Raw genomic sequence first — 20,630 nt, forward strand, 5'->3', positions numbered from 1 at the left:
CGCTACGGGCGGCGACGGTACACGTGCAGCGGCGCGGTGAAGCCGTCGATCTCCTCGTAGGCGACGCCGTCCAGCGTCAGCGTGCGCCCCTCCAGCTTCACGCCGGCGTCCTTCACCAGCGAGCCCTGGTCGAAGCGCACCAGCACCTCCGGCCGAGCCTCCGCCAGCAGCTTGCGGAACGTGTCCCAGCGCACGCGGGCGATTCTCTCCTCCGGCAACCCGGAGAAGAAGGCCACCTGCAGGTCCATGTAGCCGGGGTCGTCGTCGAGGGCCAGCGAGCCCCCCTTCAGGGCCACCTGCTCCTTCACGTAGTCCGCCACCTGCATCACCGGCACCGGGTTGGTCGACGTGGGGCTCACCGGCCGCAAGGAGTTCTGCAGCCGTCCCTCCGCGCGGAACGTGTACAGGCCCATGGCCACCGGCAGCACCACCGCCAGCACCGCCGTCACGCCCAGCACCGCCTTGCGCAGCCCCTCGCCCCTGCTGCCCACCAGCGCCGCGAAGCCGAAGGCCACGAACACCGGCAGCACCGCCAGCTGCGTCACCGTGAAGCGCCCCAGCGGGACGAAGTTCAACAGCACCACCGCGCGGAACGTGAAGTACGCGGTGGGCACCACCGCCGTCGCCACCAGCCAGCGCGTGTCCGGACGCGCCTTCCACGCCTTCACCATGCCCACCATGCCCAGGAGCGCCACGCCGGGCGTCAGGGTGAGCAGCGCCACCCCAGGCCAGAAGAAGAGCTGTTGCACCCGCCATCCGATGGCGGCTCCCGAGCCCGCGGACGACAGCACCCAATCGCGATGGAACGCCTCCACCGCCTTCACGGGGAAGAACGGGTCGCCGTGCATCAGCTCGTTGCCCTGCATCCACAGCAGGGGAAACGGCAGGCACGCCAGCCCGAAGCCCACCGCGCGCGTCACCGACGCCACCTTGTCCTCGCTGCTGAAGAGCAGCGCCGCGCACATCAGCGGGATGTACATCCACGCGTCGTAGCGCAGCGCGCACGCGAGGTTGATCATCAGCGCGGCCTGGAACAGCGGCGCGAAGCGGTTCTCGTCCACGGCCTCCGCGTACAGCGCGAAGGCGGCCAGCATGAAGAACAGCGACACCGCCTCACTGCCCGCCGTGGTGGAGAACTGCAGATGCATGCCCCACGCGGCGAACGCCAGCCCGCCCGCCACGCCCGCGCGCCAGCCGAACAGCCGCCGCGTCAGCGCGAACAGCGGCACCACCGACAGCACGCCGAACAGCAGGCTCACCACGCGCCCCGCCACCTCCCTGTCGAACACCGACAGGGCCACGCCCACCAGGTACAGGTGCAGCGGACCGAACTGGTACGCGCCATCCCCGTACGCGGTGATGAGGTGCGGCTCGCGCAACCAGCGCTCCGCCAGCTCCGTGCGCACCACCGCGTCGCCGTAGAGGTTCTCGTTGATGAAGAACACCACCAGCCGCGGCAGCAGGGCCACCACCAGCAACATCCCCAAAAGCCAGCGGGTGCTCGGCTCGCGCGAGGGGGTGGGGACCGCCGCCAGGCTCGGCACGGGGGACGAAGGGTGGGAGACGGGGGTAGGTGCGGTCGCCATGACGCGCGGCAGGATACGCAGGCACGGCCCAAAGCCAAGCTGGCGACCCCGGCTTCTCCCACTCCGGGCCCTTCACCCTCGGCACGGCCCGCCCCGGAACGCGCGAAGCCTCACCGTGCGTATGCCTCCCGCGGGGCCACCCAGCGTGCGGAAACGGGCGAATGTATCACCCTCCAGGCCCGGGTCGCCCGCCTGGTTGCCGCTATTTCCTCGCACGGATGCAAACCCTGGCGCCGACATGTGGAGCGAACGGAGACGCCGCCCCACAACCAGCGGACAATTGGCGCTCGGCGGGCACCCGAACCCCCCCTCAGGCGTTCAATACCCTTCGCGTTCGGGGGGGGCACCTACCCCCTCGCGGGGGCGGCCCTATAATCTCCTCTGCCTCTTCACCCCGTGAAGGGGGCGCGCCTGGTCGGCGTCCAGCCCCTGACACGAGCGTAACGCGCGGTCCCATTCCGCGGCGGGGTCCCGAATTGGCTGCAGGGCTGTCGTGCCTGGGACCTCGGCGGGATGGTTGTGGAATGGCAATCCAGCCCTCCAGGTTCACCATTCTGGCCCCCTCGGGTGTGAACATTTCGCACCCCTGGCCGGCCCCCGAGGGAGAGACATGAAGGACGCTGAAAAGGGTTCGTGGGTCTCCAAAATCGCCGCGCTCCAGGACGCGAAGACCTACGCAGAGCTCACCTGGGAAGGCTCTTTCGAGGACTACCTCGAGGTGGTCCGCAAGAACCCCAAGGTGACACGCACCGCCTTCCAAAGGATCTACGACATGATCCTCAGCCACGGGAAGACGGAGTACATCGACAACAAGAAGAAGCTCATCCGCTACCACTTCTTCAGCGACGAGAAGTTCGGCGGCCGCGACGCCATCTTCGGCCTGGACGTGCCGCTGATGAAGCTGGTGAACGTCTTCAAGTCCGCGGCCCAGGGCTACGGCACCGAGAAGCGCGTCATCCTGCTGCACGGCCCCGTCGGCTCCTCCAAGTCCACCATCGCCCGCCTGCTCAAGAAGGGCACGGAGGACTACTCCAAGACGCCCGAGGGCGCCGCGTACACCTTCTCCTGGACCACCGACAAGAAGCTGCCGGATGGCACCACCGTGAAGGAGAAGATGAAGTGCCCCATGAACGAGGAGCCGCTCAACCTCGTTCCCCGCGAGTGGCGCGCCAAGGTCTACGCGGAAATCTCTCCGCCGGAGTCCGGCCACACGATTCCGGATGGCTCCGAGCTGTGCCCCGCGTGCCGCTTCGTCTTCAAGGACCTGATGACGCAGTACCACGGTGACTTCGCCCGGGTGATGGACCACATCCACGTCCACCGGCTCGTCTTCAGCGAGAAGGACCGCGTGGGCATCGGCACCTTCCAGCCCAAGGACGAGAAGAACCAGGACTCGACCGAGCTCACCGGCGACATCAACTACCGCAAAATCGCCGAGTACGGCTCCGACTCCGACCCGCGCGCCTTCAACTTCGACGGCGAGTTCAACATCGCCAACCGCGGCATCATCGAGTTCGTCGAAGTCCTCAAGCTGGACGTCGCGTTCCTCTACGACCTGCTCGGCGCGTCGCAGGAACACAAAATCAAGCCGAAGAAGTTCCCGCAGACGGACATCGACGAGGTCATCCTCGGCCACACCAACGAGCCCGAGTACAAGAAGCTCGAGAACAACGAGTTCATGGAGGCCTTGCGCGACCGCACGGTGAAGATCGACGTGCCGTACATCACCAAGCTCGCGGAAGAGGTGAAGATCTACGAGAAGGACTTCAACTCCCGCGCCATCAAGGGCAAGCACATCGCCCCGCACACGCTGGAGATGGCCGCCATGTGGGCCGTCCTCACCCGCCTGGAGGAGCCCAAGAAGCACAACCTCTCCCTCCTCCAGAAGCTCAAGCTCTACAACGGCAAGACGCTCCCGAACTTCACCGAGGACAACATCAAGGAGCTGCGCAAGGAGAGCAACCGGGAGGGCCTGGAGGGCATCTCCCCGCGCTACATCCAGGATAAAATCTCCAACGCGTTGGTGAGCGACAAGGGCGAGGGCTGCATCAACCCCTTCATGGTCCTCAACGAGCTGGAGGCGGGCCTCAAGACGCACTCGCTCATCAGCAACGAGGACGCGCGCAAGCGGATGAAGGAGCTGCTCACGTCCGTGAAGCAGGAGTACGAGGACATCGTCAAGAACGAGGTCCAGCGCGCCATCTCCGCCGACGAGGACGCCATCGGCAAGCTGTGCGGCAACTACATCGACAACATCAAGGCCTACACCCAGAAGGAGAAGGTCAAGAACAAGTACACCGGTCTCTACGAGGAGCCCGATGAGCGCCTGATGCGTGCGATTGAGGAGAAGATAGACATCCCCGACAGCCGCAAGGATGACTTCCGCCGCGAAATCATGAACTACATCGGCGCGCTGGCGGTGGAGGGGAAGACCTTCAACTACCGGACGAACGAGCGGCTGCACAAGGCGCTGGAGCTGAAGCTGTTCGAGGACCAGAAGGACAGCATCAAGCTCAAGAACCTCGTCTCCTCCGTCGTGGACAAGGAGACCCAGGAGAAGATCGACCTGGTGAAGGACCGGATGATGAAGAACTACGGCTATTGCGAGATCTGCTCCACCGACGTGTTGAACTTCGTGGCGAGCATCTTCGCCCGCGGCGACGCGAAGGAGTAACCACCTCAGGAGAAGGGCGAGCCGTCGTGACCTTGAAGATCCACCAGGACCACTCCCGCTTCAAACAGATTGTCCGCGGGAAGATCAAAGCCAACCTGCGCAAGTACGTGCAGAAAGGCGAGATGATTGGGAAGAAGGGCAAGGATGCCATCAGCATCCCCATCCCCTTCATCGACATCCCTCGCTTCAAGTACGGCCACAAGGAGCAGGGTGGCGTCGGACAGGGCGAGGGTGAGGTGGGTCAGCAGCTCGGCCCCGGGGCGGTGGAGCCCGGGGAGGGCCACCAGGCCGGCCAGGGCGAGGGAGACCACGCCCTGGAGGTGGACGTCACGTTGGAGGAGCTGGCGCAAATCCTGGGCGAGGAGCTCCAGCTCCCCAACATCGAGCGGCGCCAGAACGAGCGGCTCGTCACCCAGAAGATTCGCTACACCGGCATCAACACCACCGGTCCGGAGTCGCTCCGGCACTTCAAGCGGACCTTCAAGCAGGCCCTGCGGCGGCAGATCGCCGCGGGCACCTACGACGCCGCGCGCCCGGTCATCATCCCCACGAGAGAAGACCGCCGCTACCGCAGCTACAAGCTCCAGAACCTGCCGGAGACCAACGCGGTCATCATCTACATGATGGACGTGTCCGGCTCCATGGGCGACGAGCAGAAGGAGATCGTCCGCATCGAGAGCTTCTGGCTCGATACGTGGCTGCGTCACCAATACAAGGGCCTGGAGGCGCGCTACATCATCCACGACGCGGTGGCGCGCGAGGTGGACCGCGACACGTTCTTCCACACCCGCGAGTCCGGCGGGACGATGATCTCCAGCGCCTACAAGCTCTGCCGCGACATCATCCTCGCGGACTACCCGAAGAGCGCGTGGAACATCTACCCGTTCCACTTCAGCGACGGTGACAACTGGAGCGCGGATGACACGCGCCAGTGCATCGAGATGCTGCGCAACGACGTGCTGCCCAACGTCAACCAGTTCGCCTACGGACAGGTGGAGTCCCCCTACGGCAGCGGCCAGTTCATCAAGGATTTGCGCGAGGCGGTGGGAGACACGCCCAACGTCGCGCTCAGCGAAATCGCGGACAAGGACGCCATCTACGCGTCCATCAAGGACTTCCTCGGCAAGGGCCGCTGACGTCTGGCCTCCCCCACGTGCCCCTCGGAGCGACTTCCCGATGCCCAAGAGCCTCACACCCCGCCTCGCCGCGCTGAGGGATGAAATCCACGGCTACGCGAAGGAGTTCGGCCTCGACTTCTTCGACACCGTCTTCGAGATGGTGTCCTACGACGAGATGAACATGGTGGCCGCCTACGGCGGCTTCCCCACGCGCTACCCCCACTGGCGCTGGGGCATGGAATACGAGCAGCTCGCCAAGGGCTACGAGTACGGGCTCAGCAAAATCTACGAGCTCGTCATCAACAATGACCCTTGCTACGCGTACCTGATGGAGAGCAATCCGGAGGTGGACCAGAAGCTGGTCATGGCCCACGTCTACGGACACTGCGACTTCTTCAAGAACAACTTCTCCTTCCGCCACACCAACCGGCGGATGATTGATGAGATGGCCAACCACGCCACGCGCGTGCGGCGCTGGGTGGACAAGATTGGCGTGGAGAAGGTCGAGGACTTCATCGACCGCACGCTGAGCCTGGAGAACCTCATCGACCAGCACTCGCCCCACATCCGGCGCAACCCGGACCCCAAGCGCGTGGCGGACGAGCTCAAGGCCAATGAGGGCGTGGAGGGCTTCAAGGTCGGCCGCGAGTACATGCGCGGCTACATCAACCCGTCAGAGTTCCTCGACTCCCAGCGAAAGAAGGTGGAGGACGAGAAGCAGCGGGCCAAGAAGTTCCCCGAGCGCCCCCAGCGCGACGTGCTGCTCTTCCTCCTGGAAGAGGCGCCGCTGGAGCCGTGGGAGTCGGACATCCTCGCGATTCTCCGTGAGGAGGCGCACTACTTCGCGCCCCAGGGCCAGACGAAAATCATGAACGAGGGGTGGGCCAGCTACTGGCACTCCACCATCATGACCCGCCGCGCCCTGCGCGATGACGAAATCATCGACTACGCGGACCACCACTCCGGCACCATGGGCACCCGCCCCGGCGCCATCAATCCCTACAAGCTGGGCATCGAGCTGTGGCGGGATATCGAGGAGCGGTGGAACAAGGGCCGCTTCGGCAAGGAGTGGGACGAGTGTGATGATTTGCGCGCCCGCCGCTCCTGGGACAAGAAGTCGGGCGCCGGCCGCGAGAAGATTTTCGAGGTCCGCAAGCACTACAACGACATCACCTTCATCGACACGTTCCTGACGCCCGAGTTCGCGATGGAGCAGAAGCTCTTCGTGTATGGCTTCAATGACAAGCGCAACTCGTGGGAGATTCTCGACCGCGAGTTCCGCAAGGTGAAGAGCAAGCTGCTCCAGGGGCTCACCAACTTCGGCCAGCCCATCATCGAGGTCGTGGACGCCAACCACGAGAACCGCGGGGAGCTGCTGCTCGCACACAAGCACGATGGCCAGGACCTCAAGGGCGACTACGCGCGCGAGACGCTCAAGAACCTCCAGTCCCTCTGGCGCAGGCCCGTCAACATCATCACCCGCTATGACAACAAGGGCGTGATGCTGCGCTTCGACGGGACGACGCAGACGGAGAAGAAGGTGGAGCTGTAGCGCTCCCCTCCCCTCGGGCGCACTGCTCGCGCCCGGGGGACCCGAGAGGACCTCAGACCGGATTGAGCGCCGCCCAGGGGCGGGGCTCCGGCGCTGACGCGGACCTCGCGGGAGGGAACGCCGCGTCGGAGCCCGACGAGGTCAGCCGCTCCAGCACGCAGCACAGCGCGTCCGCCCGGCCGAAGCGCCTGGCGGGCTCTTCCATGAGGCAGCGCTCGATGGCCTCCGCGAAGTCGGGAGCGATTCCAGGCGTCCGCTCCGACAACGGAATGCCCGCGCCTCCCGTGACGGCGGGAGCCTGTCGCGAGGCGCAAGGCACCGTCCCCGTGCACAGCTCGTACAGCAGCAGCCCCAGCGCGTAGAGGTCGCTCTGCGGCGTGGCGGGCGCGCCCAGGCGCGTCTCCGGGGCCATGTAGCGCGGCGTGCCGACGACACCGGGCACCGCCCAGGGAGTGCAGCGGTCCGTCCCCACGAAGGCCGCGAGGCCGAAGTCGAGCAGCTTGATGGTGCCGTCGGTCTCCAGGATGGCGTTGCTCGGCTTGAGATCGCGGTGGAGCACGCCCCGCTGATGCGCGGCCCTCAGTCCCCGCGCCAGCCCCACCGCGATGTCGAGCACGTATCGCCAGGGCAGCGGCAGCTTCAGCTCCGCCAGGCTCTTGCCCTCCACGTACTCGTAGACGAGGTACGGCCGCCCCGAGACTTCCCCCGCTCGAAACACCGTGACGACATTGGGGTGTTTGATTCGGGCAATCGCGCGCGCTTCGATGGCGAAGCTCTCCAGCGTGCTCGTATCCGGCTGGAGCGCGACGCTCAGCTTCAGCGCCACCAGCCTGTCCAACGAGGTGTCGTGCGCGAGGTAGACGGCCCCCATGCCGCCTCGCCCCAACAACCGCATCAGCCGGAACTCGTCCAGCTCCGTCGGCGGCTCCCACGTCTTGCCCAGGGCAGGCCCCCGCTCCGGAGCGAGGACCGACTCCGTGGGCACCTCTCCGTGAAACGCCTCGCTGCGCACGACGGCCACCAACAGCTCACGACAGGCCGGGCACGACGCGGCGTGGTGATGCACCCGGGCCCGGGCCCCTGTCTCCAGCCGCCCTTCCATCAGGCCCACCACGTCCTCTTCACACAGGCAGCTGGCTGAAAGGATTTGGCACCCCCTGGTACACCCCGGGAGAAGCCTCGCACAAAAGGAGCTCCCTCCGGAAAACCTTGGGAATCTCCCCTTTCATGCACAAAGCCGACCTTCACCCAGACTAACCTGCATAGTCAGCAAAGTCAGAATGCGGCGTATGATGAAGAGCAGGAGGGAGGGGGGCTTGGCATTCGCAGCGTCATTCCTCGCGCGGGTGGGCTGCCACGGCAATGGGGCCCTGTCTCCCGACCGCCTCGAGCACCTGCTGCTCCGCTGCTGGCGGGCCGGGTGTGAACAGTGGCCAGACATCCCCCTGGGTGTCGACAGCTTCGTCAGCCATCTGGCCATGCACTTCCCACGGCGGGTGCCCGGGGAGGACCTGGAACAATTGCTCTCCCAGTTCGTCCCGGGGGACCTCTTCCTCGCGTGCGCCTGCGCCGAGGGCCTTCCCACGGCGCTCGCCGCCTTCGAGCGGCACCACATGGCGGGCCTGCCGTCCGCGCTCGCTCACATGCGGCTGTCCCCGACAGTCGTCGACGAAATCCGCCAGCGCGTGCGGGAGCGGCTGCTGGTGCGCACCGACAGCGCACCGAGGATCGCCGAGTACTCCGGCAGGGGCACGCTGACCAACTGGGTGCGGGTCATCTCCCTGCGCACCGCCTTGAGCCTGCTCCGAAAGACTCACGCTGAAGGCCCGATGAGCGAAGCGCTGCTGGAGCTGCTCCCCGCGCCGAACTCGGACCCTGAAGTCGAGGCCATCCGGCGGCGCTATCACGAGGCGTTCCGCCAGGCCCTGGAAGACGCCTTCGCCACCCTGCCTGGCGAACACCGGTACCTGCTCCGGCTCCACTTCGTGGACCACCTCTCCACGACGAAGATGGGCACCCTCTTCAACGTCAACCAATCCACCGTCTCTCGCTGGCTCCAGAGTGCGCAGCGGGCCGTGCACGACGAGACACGACGTCTGCTCAAGGAACGCCTGGACCTCTCCTCCCAGGAGTTCACCAGCGTGTTGCGGACCGTGGAGAGCCAGATCAATCTCAGCCTCACTCGCATTCTCAATGAAACTATTCACTCCGAGTGAAATTTGAGAATTTCTGCATAGGTTGATTCCGGCGGGCGTCATTCATTCGCGAGCGTCGCTCGGGCACTTGTCGGCCAGGTGCCATCGAGTCCCTGTGTGCGCTCGAAGCCACACGACTTCACCCCACTGAGCGGCCTCCCTCGGCCCACCGCGCCGCTCCCCACGTCAGTCCATTCCAGGAGTGCTCACCCGGCCGTCGCGGGCGGGCACCTCGCGCGCCGCCAGCGGAGACACCATGCGGACCCAGCACGGCCTTGCCCGTCGCTCTCGTGACATGAACTTCCACGCCCTGCCTCTCCTCGGGGCGCTCGTGCTGGCCTGGAGCGGCTGCGAGGAGCGGCGGCCCGAAGGCGTCGCGCCCGAAGGCCTCGCGACCACGGGCGGACTCGCTCGCCTGGGTCTTGCGCCGGAGGCACTGCGCGTCCCGGACGAGTACATCGTCGTCTTCTCCGAGGGATTCTCCGGCCTGGCCATCGACTCCGCGGCGAGCCAGGTGGCGCGCGCGGGTGGAACGAACACCCTCCTGCACCGCTACGCGGTCATCCCCGGGTTCTCCGCGCGGCTGGACGGCGCAGAGCTGGAGCGGCTGCGCGGGACTCCAGGCGTGGCGTACATCGAGGAGGACCAGCAGGTCTCCATCAACAGCGTGGTGACGAGCCCCGCGGACGGCATCGACCGGGTGGACCAGCGCCAGGGGCGCGACGGCCTGTACAACGACTACGAGAACACGGGGGCAGGCACCCACGTGTACGTGCTCGACACGGGCCTCAACGTGGAGCACTCGGAGTTCACCGGGCGGGTGGGCTCGTCCGAGAGTTTCGTGCTCGACGGCCGCGGCATCGACGACTGCAACGGGCACGGCACCCACGTGGCCAGCACCGCGGCGGGCACCCTCTTCGGCATGGCCAAGGAGGCCACGGTGCACCCCGTCCGGGTGCTGCGCTGCAATGGCCTGGGCAGTTGGGGAAACATCATCGCGGGGTTGAACTTCGTGCTGACGGACTGCCCCCGGCAGGACGGGCCCTGCGTCGTCAACATGAGCTTGAGCGGTCCGCTCTTCGCTCCCGTGAATCTGGCCGCGGCGACCCTGGTCAACGCCGGAATCCCAGTGGTGGTGGCCGCGGGCAATGACGACCTGGACGCCTGCGCCGAGTCACCCGCGAGCGAGCCCAAGGTCATCACCGTCGCGGCCGTCGACGACAACGACGCGCGGGCGGCGTTCTCCAACTGGGGCACCTGCGTGGACCTGTTCGCCCCGGGGGTGAGCATCCTGGGCGCCTGGAGTGGCGACGCGGTGGCCACCCAGGTCGAAGAGGGCACCTCCATGGCCAGCCCCCACGTCGCGGGAGCCGTGGCCCAGTACCTGAGCACCCACCGCTCCGCCACGCCCACGCAAATCATCGCGAGCCTCAAGGACTCGGCCACGCTCTCGTGCGTGGATGACCTGAAGGGCTCGCCGGACGTGCTGCTCTTCAGCGACCTGACCCAGGGCAACTACCACTGCGCGGGCGAGGCCAACAGCTGCGTGGGCCTGTGCGGAGAGGCCGCGCAGGGCTGCTTCTGCGACCCGGGCTGCCTGGAGTTCAACGACTGCTGCCCCGACTTCCGCGAAGTCTGCATGTGAAGGCAGTTCCAAGCAGAGGAGGAAACACCATGTCACGAATGCGTCGTCTTCTGGTGATGGGTAGCACCGCCTGCCTGGCCCTGTTGTCTGGCTGCAGCTCCAGTCCCCCCGCGGAGCAGGTGGCGAACTTCGGCCGCACCCTCCGGGGGCTCGGAGATGCCAGCCGACTGACTCCGGCCGAGTGGACCGCGTACCAGGCGGACCAGCGCTACCTGCATGGACTCGCCAGGCCGGATGTCCGCGTCCGCCTGAACCTGGCGGACCCGGCCCAGTATCGCTTCGCCCTGGCGCGACTGAAGCTCGCCGGCAAGACGCCGGAGAACTCGCCCTACCTCTTCGAGGCCATGGAAGCGCGCCACCGCGACCACCTGGCCCAGGGCCTCGCGCCGGGCCTGCTGTCGCCGGAGGCCCCTGGCCTGGCGGAGTCCGCCGGTCGCAAGGAGATGCACGCCATCGAGGCGGCCAATGCCGGTGAGACCACCAAGGAGGTCAACGACGGGCTCGGCGTGTCCACGTCCACCTTCCCGGGCGGCACGTACTACACGTACACGGACACCAACTACACGGACTCGACGGGACATCCGCTCAGCCAGCTCGCGTGGGCCGAGGAGTTCGACAAGGGCACCAACCTCACCGTCCCCACCAACGCGAACCTGGGCCTCACTGGCCTGGGGCGCTACCGGGTCTCCTCCTACAAGGTCGAGGACTCCGTGGAGGGGTTCAAGGACTCGTACATCTATTCGGAGTTCGGCTCCCCGCCGGGCACCACGTCCACCCGCCCTGGTCTGTCAGCGATCACCGTCCAGGCGCCCGTGGACACGGTGCTCAACGACAACCTCATCTCCGTGTGCCTCAACCGCACGTGGACGCAGGACTGCGACTACGACCTGACGGGCACGCCCCAGGCCATCAAGCTGCCCCTGAAGGGCCAGCTCTCCCTCACCACGGCCCATCTGTTCGACCAGGCGAAAATCAATCAGTTCAAGGCCGACCTGACCGCGGGGATGGTCACCTATGACGTGGGCCACCTGAAGCTCATCCTCACCAACGCCGGCGGCGGCTGCGACGTCACGGACGGCAACCTCATCGAGGCGCGGATGAGCCAGTTCTGGGACCGGGCCACGCTGAGCGCCGACCAGAAGACCTTCTCCTGGGATTTGACGGGCGCCTACGCGGCCTTCTTCGACGACGAGTGCCGTCAGGTGCAGGACGAGGTGAAGCTGACGCTCAAAATCGTCCTGCCCATCGTCGCGAGCGCGGGCGGCGCGGTGTACCAGTCCTCCGTCACGCTCAGCAATGACCGGAGCGTCCCGCGCCCGGACTACACCTTCAAGAAGATCACCGTCACCAACAGCTGCCTGGCGGCGGGGACGGAAATCGAGCTGGCCGAAGGCAAGGTCGCGCCCGTGGAGTCCCTCAAGGCCGGAGACCGCGTGAGCAACCCGCACCAGCCCACCCTCACCGTCATGGACACCGCCATCGGCGTGGAGACGGTGCCCATGGTGCGCATCCGCAGCGAGTCCGGCCGCAGCCTGCTGATGACGGAGATGCACCCCATCCAGGTGCTGGCGCGCGGCATGGTCCAGGCCCGGGCCCTGAAGACGGGTGACGTGGTGATGACGAAGACGGGCCCCAGCAAGCTCGTCGCGGTCAGCCGCGAGCCGTACGCCGGCAAGGTGTACAACGTGAAGGTCGGCTCGGACGCGGAGAAGCTGGCGCTCGCCGCGGACCAGACCGTCGTCTACGCCAACGGCTTCGTCGTGGGCGATGGCCAGATTCAGCAGAAGTACGAGTCCGTCGCCATGACGAAGCAGAACGAGAACGTGCTGGCCACGCTGCCCGCGAAGTGGCACCGCGACTACCAGCTCGCCGGCAAGCGCAAGTAGCACGCCGCACTCACCGCGGGACGCTCCAGCAGGCCCTGGAGCGCCCCGTGGCTGACGTCAGGCCCGCGTCCCGACCGCCGGCCATCCAGTGGAAGCCCGCTGGGTGGCCGTGCCCGTCACCGCTCCCCTGATTCAGCCCCGTCCCGCCTCATCCGCTCAACGCAACGGAGTGAACCTGATGCAGACGCGCAACGTCCCCCTGCTCCCGCTGGTCCTCGCGATGGCCCTGGCATGTGGCGACGCCAGCTTCCACGAATCCCCAACGCCCCAGCAGAAAGCCCAGGCACTCCGGGCCGACCTCGTCGCGGAGCGACAGCGCATCGCGAGTCGCTACGTGGTCCAGCCTTCCCGCCAGCCCACGCTCGCCACCGCCACCGAGCTGGCCACCGCCCTGGACATTCCCTCGGGCACGCTGGTGAGCGGACAGCTCACCGCGCCCGTCGTCCAGGCGGCGCAGGTCCTGCCCGCCTTCGGCGCCATCACTCCCCGCAAGGGCAACTCGCTGGTGGTCCTGAGCACCGGCTACGCCAATGACGCCGTCCGGCTGCCCGAGCCCGGCACCGACTTCGCCCCGGAGGGCACCGACGGAGACGTCGTCACCCTGCGGCTCACGTTCAACGTGCGCCCCGGCATGACGCGCCTGTCCTTCGACTACCGCTTCCTGAGCGCGGAGTCGCCCGACTTCATCGGCAGCGAATACAACGACCAGTTCACCGCGCACGTGATGGACGCGCAGGGCACCCGGCTGGCGGAGCAGACCTCCGTCAACAGCGCCCACTTCTTCGACGCCTCGACGACGCGCGCGGAGAACACCCACTTCGACTCGCTGCTCGCCGACGACCCCTCCGGCGTCGACTTCTTCCCGGCGACCTACCCGGACGGCGTCCAGTTGTTCCCGGACGCGGGCATCACCGACTTCAGGAGCGTCAACGTCGCCATCACCGGGGGCGGCCAGGTCACGCTCGTGTTCGAGATTCGGGACCTGGGCGACGGCATCCTCGACTCCACGGTGGTCATCGACAACGTGGCCTTCTCCAGCCTGGAGATGATCGACCCGAACCCCATCCTCATCGACCCGCTGCTCAAGACGGTGGAGACCAACCCGGCCCGGCTCGCCACGCTCGGCACGACCGCGGTCGCCATCGCCGCGGACGGCGTCAGCGTCATGCTGCTGCGCGCCAGGCTCCCGGGCCCCGGCACCCTGGTCTTCAAGCTGGGCGACACCCACGTCCCCGCCAACGGAGGGGTCAGCGCCGTGGGCACCGTGACGCCGCCCTCCAACACCGTCACCGTCACGGCCGAGCAGACCTCCTCCGGCCAGTACTACGCGTTCGCGCTCTACACCGCCCCCGAGGACTTCAAGCGCCCGGGCGTGCCGGGCGACGACCTGCTCAAGAAGCGCACCGTCGCGCTCTCCACCACGTTCACTCCCACGAGCGGCACCGCCTTCACGGACACGCACGAGCTCAACGTCGTGCGTCCGCCCATCGTGGCCGTGCACGACATCTGGTCCGACTGCCAGTACTGGGAGTGGCACGCGGGCATCTCCTCCAACCTCCTCTTCGACGTGACGTGCGCCGACTACTCGACGACGAGCTCGGAGAGCATCGACTCGGAGACGAACAGCAAGGTGGTCGGCAAGGCCATCCGGGAGGCGCTGCTGGAGATGCGCACCCAGGGCGTCGCGGTGACGCAGGTGGACACGCTCGCCCACGGCATGGGCGGCATCATGGCCCGCAAGTTCGCGGCCCGCACCGACTACCAGCGCGCGGACAACTTCGGAAAAGGTGACATCAACCGGCTCATCCTCCTGAACACGCCCCATGCGGGCACGGGCATCGCCAAGGCCATCGTCGACACGCGCACCCACATGAAGGCCGCCCACCCCGAGGCCTGGACCGAGTTCAGCAACGAGATGCGCCGGGACTTCAAGATAACGCTCGAAGCCGATGGAGGACCGACGGCCGTCGATGACCTGCAGCCCAACAGCGCCACGCTCACCAGCGTGGGGGTGACGGCCATCCCGACGCACGTGCTGGTGAGCCGCAATGGAAAGAACATCGACCGCACCCAGGCGCGGGCGATGCTCTTCGACAACATCAAGGTCCTCTACACCAACATGGAGGAGTACCACCCGCTCGTGGCGGCGCTCACCCCGCCGGCGTCCTGGAACCTCGTCATGCGCGCCAACATCGGGCGGCCCTCGTCCCCGAACGTCCAGCCCAGCAGGCTGTTCTGCACGCAGGACTACGACATGTTCACCTCGGAGCTGGACCAGCGAGGCGGCGCGCCCGTCGCCGCCACCACCGCGTTCGAGATGGATGCGGGCGCCCCGGACCTGGAGCACTTCAAGACGCCCGCCAACGCCGGCTACTACAACCGCATGCTGGAGCTGCTCAACAGCCCCGTGGGAGGGACGAGCTTCGCCGCGTCACTCCCCGCGCCCAGCGCGACGCCCAACTGCGGCGGTGGCGGGGCGTTCCTCCCCGGTCAAGAAGCCTTCGCGCAAGCCGAGGAGGAGCTCCCCCTCCTCCCGGCCGCGGACTGGCAGGAGCCCGCGCTCGCCCCCGGCGGAGGCATGCGCATCGTGTCGCCCGCTCCCGGCACCCTGGTGAGCCCTGGGAGCACCGTCACCGTGGTCGCCGAGGGCACCGACGGCTTCGCCCCCTCCCACGCCTATGTCACGAGCGCCGGAAAGGCGGTCTTCATCACCGAGCCGCCTTTCACCACGGCCTTCCAGGTGCCCCCGCATGCCATCGGCACGGTGCAGCTGGTCGCCACGGGCATCGACGGAGCGAAGCGGCGGCGGTCCTCGGCGCCGGTGGTGCTGTCGGTCGTCAGCTCCGCGCAGCTCAACTCGCTCTCCGTCCTCAACGACGACGGCGTGCTGCATGGAGTCGGCACGACACGACACCTGGTGGTGACGGGCCACTTCAGCGACGGAATCAAGCGCGACGTCACCTCCGCCGCCCTGGGAACGGTGTACTCGTCGTCGAACGAGAACATCGCCACGGTGACGAGCGAGGGCATCATCACCGCCCGGGGGTTGGGCATCGCGACCCTCGTGATTCGCAACGGAGACCGGAGCACGAGCATCTCCGTCACCGTCGTCGCGGCGCCCGTGGAGCACTGCATCCAGGTGCGCCTCAACGACCACAACCTCTTCGTCCTGGAGGACTACCGCCAGGGCCTGGACGTCGCGGGGCGCGTCGCCGCGGGCGGCAGCGTCTTCCTCAAGGACTTCCGGGTCGGCTGGCAGCTGCCGAACTCGGACACCGACAACATCCTGGTGGCGGGCCAGAACCTGAACCTGAACAACGGCACCGTCTGGGGTGATGCCCGGTACGGAGGACAGCTCATCCCCGGAGGCACGCTCTCCATCCTCCGGGGCGTGGCGAGCCGGGGAACGCCCATCGACTTCGCCACCGTGGGGACCTCGCTGCGCAAGCTCTCCACGGACTTGGCCGCCCTCCCCGCCCGAGGCACCGTGTCCATCGAGGGCTGGGGCGGCATCCTCCTGCGTGGCACCGACCCCAAGGTGAATGTCTTCCACGTCGAGTCAGCTGCCTTCGCGAGCGCCTCGCTGCTCTCCATCGAGGCGCCCGCCAACTCGCTGGCGCTCATCAACGTCCGGGGCACGTCCGCCACCTTCTCCAACTTCGGACATGTCTTCTCTGGTGGCATCGACGAGACGGGCGTGCTCTTCAACTTCCCCACCGTCACCACGCTCACCGCGTTTGACTATGGATTCTACGGAACAGTCCTTGCACCGAATGCCAACGTCACCTTCAACTCTGGCAGTTGGGTGGGCGGCATCTATGCGCGCTCACTGACAGGCAATGCGGTTGGCCATATCAGCCATCTGCGGGATACTGACATCTGTCGCTGAAGGCCGGGGTCCCCTCGTGGGACTGAAGCAAACCCATGGGGGGCCAAGTGCCCGAGCGTTCAAGGTGCCGTGTGTCCACCGTGGTCCTGGCCCTGGCCCTCCTTGTTGGAGGGTGCGCGGTGGAGCCCCCCATGGGCAGCCCTCCCGACTCGCGGGTCGGGGGGCCGACGGAAAATCCTCACGCCGTGACAGTCCTGTCGCGGGACACCGAGCGCGGAGTGCCCACCCTGGTGTGGGCGCGAAAGCGTGACACGACTCCCACGCAAGACACGCCCCAGGCCGCGGCGCGCGCCTCCCTGGAGCAGCAGGCGTCGCTGTATGGGTTGAGCGCCGCGGACCTTGAGTCGGTGTATGTCCATCGGGTCCATGATTCGGGTCGGGGTGGAATCATCGTCTTCTTCCGGCAGCGCGTGGGCGGGCTGGAGGTGGCGAACACCGAGCTGAAGGTGCTGTTGGGCAGGGACCTGGAGCTGGTGGCGCTCACCGGGAACCTGCGGGGCGGCGTGGCCCAGCAGGCCGTGGCCGACTTCACCTTCCCCGCGTCCGAGGCGGTGCTGCGAGCCCTGGGCGATGTCCATGGACTCTCGCTGGTGGGAGAGGTCCAGGCCCTGGGCCTCTCTCATGAGGAGGACGCGTCCCGCTTCGACCTGGCTCCGGGCGGCGCCATCCAACGCGCGGGCCTCCGGTTGGTGACTCCCGCGCGCGTCACGCGACTGTATTTCCCCGTGGGGGGCCGGCTGGTCCCCGCCTACGCCGTGGACCACCTCTCCGTGCGCGCGGGAGACGAGCGCCCCCACGGGCAGGTCCATGTCCTGCACGCGGGCAGTGGAGAGGTGCTGCTGCGCGAGGACCGGGTCGCGAGCGATGCCTATTCGTATCGGGTCTGGGCCCACGCGGACGGCACGCCCGCGGACAACCCCCAGGTGGACTTCTCGCCGCATCCCACGGGACGGCCCGAGGACCCCGAGCCCGGCTTCGCGACCTCCCGCAGGGTGACCGTGGAGGGACGGACGCACCCCGGCACTGGCCGGGTCGACCCGTGGCTGCCCTCGGGAGCGGAGGCGACGTGGGGCAACAACGTGCGGGCCTATGCGGACCACTTCGACCCGGATGGGTATACCGACGGCCAGGACCGGCGCGCCCAGGTGACGGCCGGCACGCGGGACTTTCCGCATGTCTACGACTCCGGCGCGGGCCCCATGAGCAGCGTGGAGCAGGTGTCCGCCTCCGTGGTGCAACTGTTCTACACCACCAACTGGCTGCACGATTACTTCTACGACTCGGGCTTCACCGAGGCCGCGGGCAACGCGCAGGACGTCAATCGAGGCCCCGGTGGACTGGGCGGAGACCCCGTGCTCGCCGAGGCCCAGAACCGGGGGCCCGACCCGCAGGCGCGCAACCTGGCGCTGGCCTACGTGCCGCGAGACGGCATGTCTCCCCGGCTGGAGTTCTCGCTGTGGCAGACGGCGGAGGAGCGCGCGTTCACCGCGTCGGGCACGCGGTATGAGACGGGCAAGGCCGAGTTCGGCGCGCAGCGAATCGACGAGGCCGACAGGCCACTCATCGTCGCCAGCGACGGCACGGGGACGGCGAGCGACGCGTGCGAGCCGCTCCAGAACGACGTCACCGGCGCCATCGTCCTGGCGGACCGGGGCAGCTGCATCTACGAGCTCAAGGCGGTCAACGCCGAGGCCGCCCAGGCCGCGGGGCTCATCGTCATCAACAACGTCCCCGGGGACCCGCCGCCGGAGATGACGGACGTGGATGCCACGCTCACCACTGGCCTGCCCGTCCTCTCCGTCTCCTACGAAGCCGGCCAGGCCCTCAAGGATTTGCTCACGCGGGGCTCGGTGACGGGCACCATGCTGCGGGTTCCCCATCCCGAGCGCGACAGCTCCCTCGACAACACCATCGTCGCCCACGAGTGGGGCCACATCCTCTCCCAGCGCCTCATCACCCCCTGCTCGACGCCCCAGTGCCGGGCCCTGGGCGAGGGCTGGAGCGACTTCCTGGCCCTGCACCTGATGGTCCGCGAGGAAGACAACGCCTCCGGGACGTATGCGATTGGCGGGCATGCCGCGCAGCTCTCCGGCCAGAGCGCCTACTTCGGCGTGCGCCGCACCCCCTACTCGCGTGACTTCGCCAGGAACGCCTTCCAGCTCCGCCACCTCTCCAACGCGGCGGGCCTGCCCGCGCAGGACTTCCTGCGAGACAACGGCCTGGAGAACTCGCAGATACACAACGCGGGCGAGGTCTGGGCCTCCATGCTCTTCGAGGCCTACCAGGCCCTGCTCGACGAGACTCGCCAGGGGACGCCTCGCATCGCCACGTTCGCCGAGGCCCGGCGCCGCATGGCGGACTACGCCGTCGCCGGCATGATGCTGACGCCGGGCAACGCCACCCTCACCGAACAGCGCGACGCCCTGCTCCTGGCGGCCGCGACGCGGGACACACTGGACATGCAGGTGCTGGCCCGGGCCTTCGCGCGCCGGGGCGCGGGCACCTGCGCCGTGTCCCCGGCGAGAGACTCCCGCGACTTCAGCGGCATCGTCGAGGACCTGACGGCCCACGCGGACGTGCGACTGGAGTCCGTGCGGGTGACGGAAGCGGGGCACACCGCGGCGGAGCGCTCGTGCGACGGGGATGGCGTGCTCGACGCCTCGGAGACGGGCCTGCTCAAAATCGCGGTCCGCAATCACGGCCCCTTCGCCGCGAAGGGGGCGACGGTGCGGGTCTTCAGCGACGACGCGCCGCTGTCGTTCCCCGGAGGAACCACGTTCTCCGTGGCGGAGGTCGCGCCCTTCGGCTCGGGCGAGGTCCAAGTCCCCATCGCGCTCGCCGCGACGCTGACCTCCTTCCAGACGCTGCGCTATCGCGTCGTGCTGGAGAGCGGCGACGCGTGCCAGCGGCGCGTCGAGCAGGCGCACTCCATTCCCCTCCACTACGACCTGAGTCCCTCCACGACGGACAAGGTCGAGGGGCTGCGGACGACGTGGCGCACGGAGGTGCTGGGCGGCGACGCCACGCAGGCCTGGCGCGTCACCGCGTCCCCGCTCACGTCCGGAGAGAAGCTCTGGTTCGCGGCGGACGGTTACGACTTCGCGGACACGGTGCTGGAGACCCCCGCGCTGGTCATCCCCTCGGGCTCGCCCTTCGTCCTGGCCTTCACGCATCGACACTGGTTCGACTACTCGGAGGACGCGAGGACGGGCGTCATCGACTACTGGAACGGCGGCGTCATCGAGTACCACGTGGAGGGCGAGGCCCCGGACGCGTGGCACGACATCCTCCCCCTGGCCTCCCCGGGGTACGCGGGGCCGCTCGACACCCAGACGGGAAACCCCCTGGGGGGACGCCGCGCGTACGCGGCGAGGAACCCGCGCTGGCCCCAGCCCGAGAGCGTCACGTTGGATTTCGGCACGAGCCTGAGCGGGAAGACGGTGAAGCTGCGCTTCCGCCTGGGCTCCTCCGTGGTCTTCCGCGCGCATGGGTGGGAGGTGGACGACATCACCGCGCAGGGGACGGCCAGCCCGCCCTTCCTGGAGCGCGTCGCGGACTCCACCAGTCCCTGCGTCCCGCTGGCGCAGGCCGGTGAGGACCAGAGCGTGCTCGCGGGCGACACGACGACGCTCGACGGCTCGCGAAGCACGGACCCCGGCGCCGCGCCGCTCACGTTCCTCTGGACGCAGGTGTCGGGCCCTCCCGTGGAGCTGCGCGACGCGAACACCGCCACCCCGAGCTTCACGGCGCCCGGCGTGAGCCAGGACACCGTGCTGGAGTTCGAGTTGACCGTGCAGGTCGCCGGCCTCACCGCCACGGACCTCGTGCGCGTCACCGCGCGGCCCCAGACCTCCGGGCCCGACGCGGGCGAACCGGACGCCGGCCCCACGCCCGACGCGGGTCCCATCGAGCCGCCCAAGCGCCCGGGTGAGCACACCGGCTGCACCAGCGTCGGCGGCGCGGGCCTCGCGTGGCCCCTGGGTCTGCTCGGCGCGCTGCTGCTCACGGCCCGGCGCCGACGCCGGAGCTGACAACGGGGCGAAGCAGCCGGGCAGGCAGGCCCGGGAAAAACCAGAGCCGCCAGT

General features: G+C 67.9%; 10 protein-coding genes. 8 read left to right on the plus strand and 2 right to left on the minus strand.

Annotation, left to right across the window (positions count from 1 at the left end; genetic code table 11):
* Positions 1–2: 2 nt before the first annotated feature.
* The gene (locus LZ199_RS16445; protein ID WP_253994645.1) at positions 3–1,586 is read right to left on the minus strand and encodes an ArnT family glycosyltransferase; all 1,584 of its coding nucleotides are present in this window, start codon (positions 1,584–1,586) and stop codon (positions 3–5) included.
* 610 nt (positions 1,587–2,196) lie between these two features.
* Here LZ199_RS16445 and LZ199_RS16450 point away from each other — a divergent pair.
* Genes LZ199_RS16450 through LZ199_RS16460 form a run of 3 tightly spaced genes read left to right on the plus strand, consistent with a single transcriptional unit; the run spans position 2,197 to position 6,930 of the window.
* On the plus strand, positions 2,197–4,260 hold the full coding sequence (locus LZ199_RS16450; protein ID WP_253994646.1) for a PrkA family serine protein kinase: 2,064 nt from the start codon (positions 2,197–2,199) through the stop codon (positions 4,258–4,260).
* A 26-nt stretch (positions 4,261–4,286) separates the two neighbouring features.
* Positions 4,287–5,396, plus strand: coding sequence for a DUF444 family protein (locus LZ199_RS16455; protein WP_253994647.1), 1,110 nt, complete (start codon positions 4,287–4,289; stop codon positions 5,394–5,396).
* Positions 5,397–5,436: 40 nt separating this feature from the next.
* A complete protein-coding gene (locus tag LZ199_RS16460; protein ID WP_253994648.1) occupies positions 5,437–6,930 on the plus strand; it encodes a SpoVR family protein in 1,494 nt (497 codons plus the stop codon).
* A gap of 52 nt (positions 6,931–6,982) precedes the next feature.
* Here LZ199_RS16460 and LZ199_RS16465 read toward each other — a convergent pair whose 3' ends face one another.
* Positions 6,983–8,044, minus strand: a complete 1,062-nt coding sequence (locus LZ199_RS16465) for a serine/threonine-protein kinase (protein WP_253994649.1) — start codon at positions 8,042–8,044, stop codon at positions 6,983–6,985.
* Between the two features lie 202 nt (positions 8,045–8,246).
* Here LZ199_RS16465 and LZ199_RS16470 point away from each other — a divergent pair, with 202 nt between their 5' ends.
* The 5 genes from LZ199_RS16470 (at position 8,247) to LZ199_RS16490 (ending at position 20,576) form a co-directional block, all read left to right on the plus strand.
* A complete protein-coding gene (locus LZ199_RS16470) occupies positions 8,247–9,146 on the plus strand; it encodes an RNA polymerase subunit sigma-70 (protein WP_253994650.1) in 900 nt (299 codons plus the stop codon).
* Between the two features lie 235 nt (positions 9,147–9,381).
* The gene (locus tag LZ199_RS16475) at positions 9,382–10,770 is read left to right on the plus strand and encodes a S8 family serine peptidase (RefSeq protein ID WP_253994651.1); all 1,389 of its coding nucleotides are present in this window, start codon (positions 9,382–9,384) and stop codon (positions 10,768–10,770) included.
* Positions 10,771–10,799: 29 nt separating this feature from the next.
* Positions 10,800–12,656 carry a Hint domain-containing protein gene (locus LZ199_RS16480; protein WP_253994652.1) on the plus strand — a complete coding sequence of 619 codons (1,857 nt, stop codon included), beginning with the start codon at positions 10,800–10,802 and terminating at the stop codon, positions 12,654–12,656.
* A 178-nt stretch (positions 12,657–12,834) separates the two neighbouring features.
* Complete coding sequence (locus LZ199_RS16485; protein WP_253994653.1) at positions 12,835–16,545, plus strand: choice-of-anchor A family protein; 3,711 nt, start codon at positions 12,835–12,837, stop codon at positions 16,543–16,545.
* A 185-nt stretch (positions 16,546–16,730) separates the two neighbouring features.
* Positions 16,731–20,576, plus strand: a complete 3,846-nt coding sequence (locus LZ199_RS16490) for a M36 family metallopeptidase (protein WP_253994654.1) — start codon at positions 16,731–16,733, stop codon at positions 20,574–20,576.
* The last annotated feature ends 54 nt before the right edge of the window (positions 20,577–20,630 follow it).

Source organism: Myxococcus qinghaiensis, assembly GCF_024198215.1.
Classification (GTDB): domain Bacteria; phylum Myxococcota; class Myxococcia; order Myxococcales; family Myxococcaceae; genus Myxococcus; species Myxococcus qinghaiensis.